This window comes from Komagataeibacter sp. FXV3, from assembly GCF_015155755.1.
In the GTDB taxonomy this organism is placed as follows: domain Bacteria; phylum Pseudomonadota; class Alphaproteobacteria; order Acetobacterales; family Acetobacteraceae; genus Komagataeibacter.
The window spans coordinates 1-10693 of the sequence record NZ_VWPI01000042.1 but is presented as its reverse complement, the minus strand read 5'-3'; the positions used below and the strand labels follow the sequence as shown (position 1 = coordinate 10693).

The window sequence follows — 10693 nt, the reverse complement described above, 5'->3', positions numbered from 1 at the left end:
CCTTGGGCGGGCGGCCGCTGGTGATGGTGAACAGGATCCCGCGTTCACGCAGGCGTTCGACAGCCCGGATCGCCCGGGGTGTCAGGATCTTGTCCTTCGTGACCAGGGTGCCATCCACATCGGCCAGCACAAGGCGTATTTCGGGGTCAGACACGCAAGTGTCCTCCTGTCAGTATCATGTCAGTCTGGTTGGCGTGTGCGTCAGGTCCCATCAGGACCCGATTTTCAGCCAGTGCCGGTTATCGCGGGCCAGCAGGTCATCGGCGGCTTTTGGCCCCTCGCTGCCCGCGGCGTAGAAATCCAGCCCCGCAGGTGCGTGCATCCAGTCCAGAACGGGCTGGACCACACGCCATCCGGCTTCGATATTGTCCGCGCGCTGGAACAGGGTCGCATCCCCGATCATGCAGTCATACAGCAGCGTCTCGTAACCGGTGCTTGGCCCCTCGTGGAACCATTCGGAATAATCGAACTTCATGCGCACGCCGCCCAGGTGTACCGTGGGACCGGGGATCTTGGCAGAAAACTGCAGCGTCACCCCTTCGGTCGGCTGGATATGCAAAAGCATGATGTTGGGTGTCAGCTTTTCCACCGGCGTATCGCGGAACAGGGCATAGGGTGCGGACTTGAAATGCACCGCGATTTCCGTCTTGCGCGCGGCCAGGCGCTTGCCGGTGCGCACATAGAACGGCACCCCCGCCCAGCGCCAGTTGTCGATCATGAGCTTCATCGCAACATAGGTTTCGGTATGGGAATGGGGATCAACGCCGGGTTCTTCACGATACCCCGCAACGGGCTGGCCCTTTATGCTGCCCGCCGCGTACTGGCCGCGCACCACGTCATGATGCTGCACGGCATGGATGGCCTTGAGCACCTTGGTCTTTTCATCACGCACCGCATCGGCATCGAATGAAATGGGGGCTTCCATCGCCGTCATGGCCAGAAGCTGCATGACATGGTTGGGCACCATGTCGCGCACCGCACCCGTGCTTTCGTAAAACCGGGCGCGCTGTTCCACGCCTACCGTCTCGGCCGCGGTGATCTGCACATGGTCGATATTGTCGCGATTCCACAAGGGTTCAAAGAAACCGTTGGAAAACCGCAGGGCAAGGATGTTCTGTACCGTCTCCTTGCCCAGATAATGGTCGATCCGGTAAATCTGGCTTTCATCAAGCGTATGCAGCAGCCGTTCATTCAGCGCGATGGCGGATGCAAGGTCGCTGCCGAATGGCTTTTCGATAATGACCCGGCGAAAGGCCTTCCCGCTTTCCTTCGCAAGGCCCGATACACCAAGCTGGTCCACGATCGTGCCAAAGAAACGGGCGGCCACAGCAAGGTAGAAAATACAGTTCTGGTTGCCGATTTTCCGGGCCAGGGCGTCGTAGGTCGCGCTATCCTCGAACGAACCGCGCACATAGTCGATGCTGGAGGCCAGGCGTTTCCACACATCATCATGCAGGCTGACGGCTTCGGTGCCGCGACTGGTTACGAAGTTTTCCAGTGAGGCATGAAAGCTCTGGCGCAGGTCGGCCGCCGAGACATCGGCCCGGTCCACCACAATGATGGAGAAATGGCCGTCCAGCAGTCCCGCACTGGCCAGGTTATAAAGTGCGGGGACAAGAAGGCGGTGCGTCAGGTCCCCGCCCCCGCCAAATATGACAAATACCCCCGGTGGCCCGCGACGCGGCACGTTTTCATGCCGCGTGTCGTCAATCTGCGAGGACGCGGATGCGACGATGCTCTCCATCTTGCTTCTCCCTGAACTTATTTAGCGTTAAAACCCGACCAGGCCGCCCGTGGTCGTTATGGTGCCAGCGTGGTCTGGCCTGCCGGGTGCGTTATCAGGCGCGTGCCGTCAGTTGTTCGTGCCTTCGATATGGCCACCAAAGCCGAAACGCATGGCCGACAGCATCTTTTCGGCAAAGTTGTTGCCGGTGCGCGAACGGAAACGCGTGAACAGGGCTTCCGTCATGACCGGGACGGGTACGGCTTCTTCAATTGCGGCCTCGATGGTCCACCGCCCCTCGCCAGAATCGGCCACGTCGCCCTTGTAGTTCGACAGGTCGGGGTTGCCCGCCAGCGCGCTGGCCGACAGGTCCAGCAGCCATGACGACACGACACTGCCACGCCGCCAGACTTCGGCAATATCGGCCATGTTCAGTTCAAAGCGCTGGTTTTCAGGCAGTTCGGTGGAGTTCTTGGACTTCATGACATGGAAGCCCTCGGCAAAGGCCTGCATGATGCCGTATTCGATGCCGTTATGGACCATCTTCACGAAATGGCCCGACCCCGCAGGCCCGCAATGCAGGTAGCCCTGTTCGGCACGCGGGTCGAAACCGGGCTTGTCACGGTTTGGCGTGCGGGGAATATTGCCAATTCCCGGTGCAAGGGCGGACAGGATCGGGTCAATATGGTCCGTGGCATCCCGGGTGCCGCCGTACATCATGCAGTAGCCGCGTTCCAGCCCCCACACGCCGCCCGATGTACCGACATCGACATAGTGGATCCCCTTTTTTGTCAGTGCGGCAGCCCGGCGGATGTCGTCCTTGTAGAAGGAATTGCCACCGTCGATCAGGATATCCCCCTGCCCCAGCAGGCTGCCGAGTTCTTCCACCGCCGCTTCGGTTACGGGGCCTGCGGGCAGCATGAGCCAGATGATCCGCCGCCGTGCCGTCAGTCTGGACACCATGTCCTTCAGGCCGGATGAGGCGATGGTCTTTCCGGCTTCGGCCTTTTGCGCGATTTTGGTCATTACCGCCGGCGTGCGGTCATACAGCACCACATCGTGCCCGTGACGCGTCAGGCGGATGGCGATGTTGCCCCCCATCTTGCCCAGACCCACTATACCAATCTGCATGATTTCTGCTGCTCCCGTGGCAGGGGCGTGCCCTGCGCTTCAGCCCATACCGGGCTGGTGAAAAAGTGGGCCCCGCCATTTTGATCGTGGCGGGGCGACTGCGCCGTGCGATCAGACGGCGGCCCTGATGGCCTGCGCCAGTTTTTCAAGGCCGGATTTCAGGTCACCGTGGATATGCACGCGCAGGGCGCGACGGCCACGTTCGCCCAGTACTTCCAGGTCCCCGCGTGCCTGTGCTTCCTTCACGATGCTGAAGGTATATTTCTCCCCCGGTACCGGCAGGTTGATTTCGTCATCACACGTGATCTGCAGGAATACGCCGGTGTTGGGGCCGCCCTTGTAGGCCTGGCCGGTGGAATGCTGGAAACGGGGGCCGAATTCTGCCGCCGTGGCCAGCTTCAGCCCATCACGCACCGACAGCCGCACCTGCTGCAGCCATTCGCGCGTGGCCGTGTCGCGGTCGATATAGGCCAGCAGGGCGACATAATCGCCCGCCCTGCCCCGGGCAAAATGGGCCTTCAGGATTGCTTCCGCCGTGCCGCCCTTCAGGGCTGAAACATTTTTGGGGTCGGCATAGAAGGCAAAGCAGCTGTCTTTCGCGAACGGTTCATACGGCGGCAGTCTGCCGGTTTCGTTATAGGCGGTGGTGATCTTTTTTGTCTCGATCTTCGACGCCTCGACATCAGGCTGGTTGAAGGCGTTGATGCCGATGATTGAACCGGCGACGGCCGTTGCGAATTCCCAGCGGAAGAATTCCTCGGTAATCTGGTGGCGGTCATGCAGTTCGATGGTTACGACAGGCTCACCCGCCGCGATCAGTCGCTTGAATGCCGCGTCCTGCTTTTCACATGGCTTCTCACCCAGGCGCAGGTATATGAACACGCGGTCCTTGCCATAAACGGACGCGGGTCCGGCGGTTTCCCCATCAATGGGGATCAGGCCGCGGCCGTCCTTTCCCGTTGATTCCGCCAGAAGCTGTTCTAGCCATGCGCCCATGTCGTATATGGCGGGCGATGCCAGCAGCGTGACCTTGTCCCGGCCGAACGACCGCGCGGCCACGCCCAGCACGCTGCCCAGAATGACACCGGGGTTCTGCGCGGGCGGGACGGAGGCGGCGCAGGATTTTTCACCCCGCAGGGCGGAATCCAGCAGCCGCTTCAGCGGCAGGCCGGCAACGGCGGCGGGTACCATGCCGAAATCGGACAGGACGGAATACCGGCCACCGATCTGCCTGTTACCGTAGAAGATTTTCCAGAATCCGTCCTTCTTCGCCACGTCTTCCATGTGCGAACCGGGATCGGTGACGGTGATGAAATGTGAACCGGCCCGCTCCCCCAACACCTTTTTCGCCTGATCGAAGAAATAGGCCTTGAGGATGTTCGGTTCCAGCGTGCCGCCGGATTTGGACGAGACGATGAACAGCGTCCTGCTGATATCGATCCTGTCCTGAAAATCCCTGATCTGCTGCGGGTCGGTGCTGTCGAGGACATACAGGTGCGGAAAGCCCTCGTGCTTGCCGAACGTTACTGACAGGACTTCCGGCCCAAGGCTCGACCCACCCATGCCCAGCAGCAGCGCGTCGCGAAAGCCGCGTGCTTTCACTTCGGTCTGGAATTCCTCGAACTTCGTCAGATCCAGCAACTGGTCATCAACAATGTTCAGCCATTTCAGCCAGCCTGCCTCATCATGTCCCGTCCATAACGTGGCGTCCCTGTCCCACAGGCGGCGCACGTTACCCTGTATGCGCCATGTTTCCAGTTCAGCCTTGACCGCCGTATCAAGGTCGGCAGGCAGGTTGAGCGTGGTCGTGGTGATCCTGTGGCCCAGGAAGGCTGCCTGCTTGGCGGCAATCGCCCCCAGCAGGGCGTCGAATGCCTCCTCGAAGCCGCGGACCCCTTCATCCACCAATGTCCGGGTCACGCCATCCAGGTCAAGGCCAAGGCGCCGGGCCTCGCTTATCACCCTGTGCGCGCCCGCCACGTCCTGTGTCAGGGTCGGGGCGACTTTCCCGTGATCGCGGAAGTCATCAAAGGTCGCGGGGGGAATGGTGTTGACGGTTTCCGGGCCGATCAGGCCGTCCACGTACAGCACGTCGCTAAACGTCCTGTCCTTGGTGCTGGTGCTGGCCCACAGCAGGCGCTGCGGCATGGCGCCGGCCTGCGCCAGTTTCTGCCAGCGCGGGCTTTTCACCACGCCCTGCCAGTATTCATAGGCCTGCTTGGCGTTGGCGATCGCGACCTTGCCACGCAGGGCCTTCAGCGCAGCCGCATCGCTGTCACCCGCGGCGATACGATCATCGATTTCCTTATCGATCTTCACGTCGATGCGGCTGACGAAGAAAGAGGCGACGCTGGCGATCCCCGCAACACTTTCGCCGCGGCTCAGGCGGTCCTCCAGCCCGGCGATATGGGCTTCCACAACCTTCTTGTATGCATTCAGCGAGAACAGCAGTGTTACGTTGACATTGATCCCCGCGGTAATGGCGGCCTGCACGGCGGGTGCGCCTTCATCCGTTCCGGGGATCTTGATCATGAGGTTGGGCGCGCCAACCGCAAGCCACAGCCGCCGCGCTTCGGCAATGGTGGCGTCGGTATCACGCGCCAGATAGGGCGAGACCTCAAGGCTGACATAGCCATCCACCTTCGCGGTCTGTTCATAGACCGGGTGCAGCACCTTTGCCGCCGCGCGGATGTCATGGATCGCCAGTGTTTCATACAGCGTCCCGGCGTCAACGATCTGGTGTTCGAGGATCTGGCGGATCTGCGGATCGTAATCGGTGCCGTGGCCCATGGCTTTCTGGAAGATGGACGGGTTGGAGGTGACGCCCTTCAGCCCGTCTTCCTCCACCAGTTTTTTCAGCTTGCCGCTTTCGGTATAGGAACGCTGGATGAAGTCCAGCCACGGGGACTGACCCAGGCGGGCCAGCTGTTTTAACGGATTGGCGGCTTCACTGGTGCCGGCATCATACGCGGTCATGGTGTGTTTCCTTCATGTATTGCAGGCAGCCATCCGGCGGGTGGCCGTGGTGGCTGTCCTGTCGTAATTATGGTTGGGCGGGCGCTCAGCGCCGGATGGCAAGCTGCCTGCGGGCTTCGGTCAGGACGGCGTCCACCGTGAACCCGAACCTGACCTCCAGTTCACCCGCCGGGGCGGAGGCACCGAATGTGTGCATTACGATGGTCGTACCCCGTAGGCCGACATAGCGTTCCCACCCAAGCCGTGCCGCCTGTTCCACCGCCACGCGGGCGGTGACATCGGGCGGCAGCACGCTGTCGCGGTAGGACCGGGGCTGGGCTTCGAACAGGTCCCATGACGGCATGGAGACGATGCGGGCGCTGATTCCTTCGGCCTTGAGCTGTTCGAAGGCTTTTACGATCAGCTCGACCTCGCTGCCCGTTGCCATGAGGATGACATCGGGCGTGCCGGTGCTGCTGTCGGCCAGCACGTAGGCACCCTTTGCCAGGCCGGTGGCCGGTGCATAGGTCTTTCGGCAGATGGTGGGCAGGTTCTGGCGTGTCAGCACCAGAACCGTGGGGCGGTCAACCAGCGGGACAAGGGTGCGCCAGGCCTCCGCGACTTCGTTGGCGTCCGCCGGGCGGATCAGGGTCACCCCCGGTGTGGCCCGAAGCTGCGCCAGCTGTTCGACCGGCTGGTGGGTCGGGCCATCTTCGCCTACCCCGATGGAATCATGGGTGAAGATATACAGCACCGGCAGCTTCATCAGCGCCGCAAGCCGGATGGGCGGCTTCATGTAATCGGAAAATATGAAGAAGCCGGAGCAGTAGGGCCGCAGGTAAGACAGCGCCAGCCCGTTGCAGATCGACCCCATGGCATGTTCACGCACACCGAAGTGCAGGTTGCGCCCGCCATAGGTTCCGCCCCACTGCGGGGGCTGGAAATCACCGGCGCCATTGAATGTCAGGTGCGTCTTGGTCGATGGCGACAGGTCGGCAGATCCGCCGATCATCCACGGATAGCTGGCGGCCACCTGGTTGAGCACGGTCGCGGAACTGGCGCGGGAGGCAAGGCCCTTGGCGTCCGCAGGGAAATCGCTGATCTGGCTGTCCCAGCCTTCGGGCAGCCTGCCAGCAAGGATCAGGTCCAGTTCGGCTGCAAGGTCGGGGTGTGCCGTGCGGTAGCGGGCCAGCAGGTCATGCCACGCCTTGCTGGCGGTGGCCCCGCGTGTGGCGATGCCCTGCTGCATGTGTTCAGGCACGCCATCGGGCACGTAGAAGCTTTTGTCTTCTGGCCAGCCGTAGAATTTCTTGGTTTCGCGTATTTCTTCCACACCCAGGGGCGAGCCATGCGCCGCCGCCGTGCCCGCCTTGTGCGGCGACCCCCAGCCAATGATGGAATGCACGATGATCAGTGTCGGGCGGGATGTTTCCGCCTTCGCTTCGGCCAGCAGGCGGCGCATGTCGCCGGTGTCGTTGGCATCCTTGAGTTCAAGGACATGCCAGCCATAGGCCTCGAAGCGTTTATGCACGCTTTCGGTAAAGGCGATGCGGGTATTGCCCTCGATGGAAATATGGTTGCTGTCATAGATCCATGTCAGGTTACCCAGCTTCAGGTGGCCCGCGATGGACGCGGCCTCGCTGGATACGCCTTCCATGTTGTCGCCATCACCACAGAACGTATAGGTATGATAGGTGAACAGGTCGAAACCGGGTTTATTGAAATGCGCGGCCAGCCATTTCTGGGCAATGGCCATGCCGACGGAGTTGCCACATCCCTGCCCCAGCGGGCCGGTCGTGGTCTCGACGCCCGCGGTATGACCATATTCCGGGTGGCCGGGGGTGCGTGAATTGAGCTGGCGGAACTGCTCGATATCCGCCAGGGTCAGTGCGGGCCTGTCCGTCTGTACGCGGCCATCCTTCACATCACGGATACCGGACAGATAGATCAGCGAATACAGTAACATGGAGGCATGGCCGATCGACAGCACGAAGCGGTCACGGTTGGGCCACAGGGGATTGGCGGGATCGTAATTCAGGACGTCGCGCCACAATGCATAGGCTGGCGGGGCCAGCGCCATGGGCGTGCCCGGGTGGCCGGAATTGGCTTTCTGCACCGCATCCATGGCCAATGTACGGATTGTATTGATGCACAGGGTATCAAGATCCGCCCGTGCGTTGCCGGCACCATCAGGTGCCCATACGGGACAGGGAAATAATGAACGCATGAAAACCGTCCTCCGTTGTCACGGCCAGCCCTGTTCGCTACGGGCGTTACATGGAATTGCATGAGGGGACAGCATTCATCCGGTCATGCCTGCATGCCGCGTACGTCACATACCTGTGCCGAGATCCATTACCCTGCTGCCATCCGTGACAGTACAGGGACTGATGCGCCGACATGGTCCCAGTATAACCCGCAGGCCGGATGTAGTTGATTCAGTCGTGCGGTTTATTGATATGGAACAGTGCGTCATGTCTGGCGCGGCAGTTCCTGCATTGAAGTCCCAATCCGGACCTAATTCCAGCCTCGTTCATTCACGAGTTCTCGATACTCATTTATTCTTTCCGTGCATGGCCATACATTTTCCATATGCTGTTATGGAAATGTGACAAGATATGTCAATGTCGGAAAATATACGGTTTCCTGCCATTTTTCAGCATGGTGCGGGGATCGGAAATGCAGGCGCGCATGGACGGTTTGGATGCCATCAAACAGGCCTGTATACAGCTGCAGTACACAAAAATATGTGCATGATCACACGTTAAGAAAATAACATAAGGCGGGAATCGAATATATTTTTAGGATTAATGGATAGAACATATGTAAAAATAAGATACGTTTGGGGATTGGTTCGGTCCTGTATGCGATTCTTATTTCAATGAGGATTCTGTTACTTATATCTGCAATACGGATTGCACATAATATATCCCTTCATGCCATATGGGGACTGCGTTCCCGCCCGTCATGCCGAAAGTGATGGACAAAGAAGCCGACGAATGGCGCCTTGCCACCATTATCAGGATTTTCTTCGATTTATATAAAAATATTAGATATCCGGGTCACAGAAAAATGTTGGCGACCGGGTTCATATCTATTGTTCAGCAGGGGGCAATCCATGCATTGATGCATGCATATCAGCGTCTGTGTGGAACAGCCGCATTTCAATAAATAAAAAGAAAAGGTGTCCCGCATGCCCGAAGAAGATCTGGTTTCCCGTACCATGATACATGTCACCGCACAGGGTCAGCCCCCCGCCCCGGATGCGCCCGCGGCGGGGCATGCCATTGTCGTAGGGGTGCTGGCGGCCCTTGCCGGTCTGATGTTCGGGCTGGATACCGGGGTGATCGCGGGCGCGCTGCGCTTTATCGGGACGGATTTCAATGCATCGCCACGCATGCAGGAATGGATCGTCTCCTCCATGATGGCGGCGGCAGCCGTGGGTTCGCTGATCGCCGGGACGATCTCGTTCCGTTTTGGACGCAGGCGCGCGCTGCTGGGTTCATCCATTCTTTTTCTTGTCGGTTCCCTGATCAGCGCGCTGGCCCCGTCCGTTGCCATGCTTGTCATCGGTCGGATTTTCCTGGGCTTCGCGGTGGGGATCGCGGCCTTTACCGCGCCGCTCTACATATCCGAAGTCTCGGCCGTGGCGCAGCGCGGGTCGATGATCGCCTGTTACCAGTTAATGATGACGGGCGGTATTTTCCTGTCCTATGTAACCGATGGGGTGCTGGCGAATGGCGCGCACTGGCGGTGGATGCTGGGCCTCATGACGGTGCCCGCGACGGTATTCCTTGTTGGCTGCCTGTTCCTGCCGGACAGCCCGCGCTGGCTCATGATGCGGGGGGAGAAGCTGCGCGCGCGCAAGGTGATGCGTTACCTGCGTCCCAGCCCGCAACAGGCTGACCGGGAAATATCCGATATTGCCACGGAACTGACCCGTGGCCGGTCGGAAGGATTTTCGTTTTTCCGCAATAACGCCAATTTCCGCCGTTCGGTCGGACTGGGCATCGTGCTGCAGATCATGCAGCAGCTGACCGGTATCAATGTGCTGATGTATTACGCGCCCAAGGTCTTTCAAGCCGCCAGTTTCGGCGCGTCCGCCGCAGGCTGGGCCACGGCCCTGATCGGCCTGATCAACCTTGTCGCCACATGTGTCGCGATCGTGACGGTTGACCGCTGGGGCCGCCGGCCGCTGCTGTTGCTCAGCTGTGCCATCATGACGGGCAGCATGCTGCTGGCTGGCGGGCTGGTTGAATATGGCGGTCATGATACCGTGGCCCAGATTGCCATGGTGGGGTCGCTGCTGGTGTTTGTGCTGGGGTTCGCCATTGGCGCCGGGCCGCTGGTCTGGACGTTGTGCGCTGAAATCCAGCCACTGCGCGGTCGTGACTTTGGCATTGTCTGTTCCACCTTTACCAACTGGGCCACCAACTGGGCGGTCAGCAACACATTCCTCAGCGTGCTTGATACATTGGGGGAAGCCCATACGTTCTGGCTGTTTGCGGGAATGAATGCCGTGTTTATCGTAATCACACTATTCTATGTGCCGGAAACGAAGGGGGTTTCGCTGGAAGATATTGAATCCCACCTGCTTGCGGGGTGGCCCCTGCGTGACCTGGGTGCGCGTTCCCTGCCGCAGGGTGGAAAAATGTCCACACATCCGTCTGCCTGACACACGACGGCAGGCGGACAAAAAACGGCTTCCGGAATGCACCGGAAGCCGTTTTTGTTTGAAATGAAAAAAGGACGGGGGGATCAGGCCTTCTGCGTTGAAGCCCTGAAGATCTGCGCGATGGACTTTGCAAGGGCTGCGTCAAATTCCGCATCCGTCATGGTGTAGCGCAGGTCTTCGAGCAGCGCGCGCGAGAAGCTGGCGATCAT

Annotated in this window: 6 protein-coding genes and 1 pseudogene; 1 reads left to right on the top strand and 6 read right to left on the bottom strand. The window is 60.1% G+C overall.

The window, feature by feature from the left end; translation table 11 throughout:
* The 5 genes from F1542_RS03930 to tkt form a co-directional block, all read right to left on the bottom strand.
* A partial coding sequence (locus F1542_RS03930; RefSeq protein ID WP_182356577.1) for an HAD hydrolase family protein occupies nt 1–154 on the bottom strand: 154 nt, incomplete at its 3' end.
* A gap of 57 nt (nt 155–211) precedes the next feature.
* Complete coding sequence (zwf, locus tag F1542_RS03925; RefSeq protein WP_193731921.1) at nt 212–1744, bottom strand: glucose-6-phosphate dehydrogenase; 1533 nt, start codon at nt 1742–1744, stop codon at nt 212–214.
* Between the two features lie 108 nt (nt 1745–1852).
* Nucleotides 1853–2854: a phosphogluconate dehydrogenase (NAD(+)-dependent, decarboxylating) gene (gene gnd, locus F1542_RS03920; protein WP_193731920.1), complete on the bottom strand. Its 1002-nt coding sequence runs from the start codon at nt 2852–2854 to the stop codon at nt 1853–1855.
* Between the two features lie 111 nt (nt 2855–2965).
* Nucleotides 2966–5830 (bottom strand): bifunctional transaldolase/phosoglucose isomerase, encoded by a 2865-nt coding sequence (locus tag F1542_RS03915; RefSeq protein WP_193731919.1) that lies wholly within the window; start codon nt 5828–5830, stop codon nt 2966–2968.
* Nucleotides 5831–5915: 85 nt separating this feature from the next.
* Entirely contained in the window at nt 5916–8036 is a 2121-nt protein-coding gene (gene tkt, locus F1542_RS03910) for a transketolase (RefSeq protein WP_193731918.1), read from the bottom strand.
* A gap of 966 nt (nt 8037–9002) precedes the next feature.
* Between tkt and F1542_RS03905 the strand changes: the two genes are divergently transcribed.
* Entirely contained in the window at nt 9003–10484 is a 1482-nt protein-coding gene (locus F1542_RS03905; RefSeq protein ID WP_193731917.1) for a sugar porter family MFS transporter, read from the top strand.
* A gap of 83 nt (nt 10485–10567) precedes the next feature.
* Here the strand turns inward: F1542_RS03905 and F1542_RS03900 are convergent.
* Nucleotides 10568–10693: pseudogene (locus F1542_RS03900) on the bottom strand (class I fructose-bisphosphate aldolase); the annotation flags it as partial.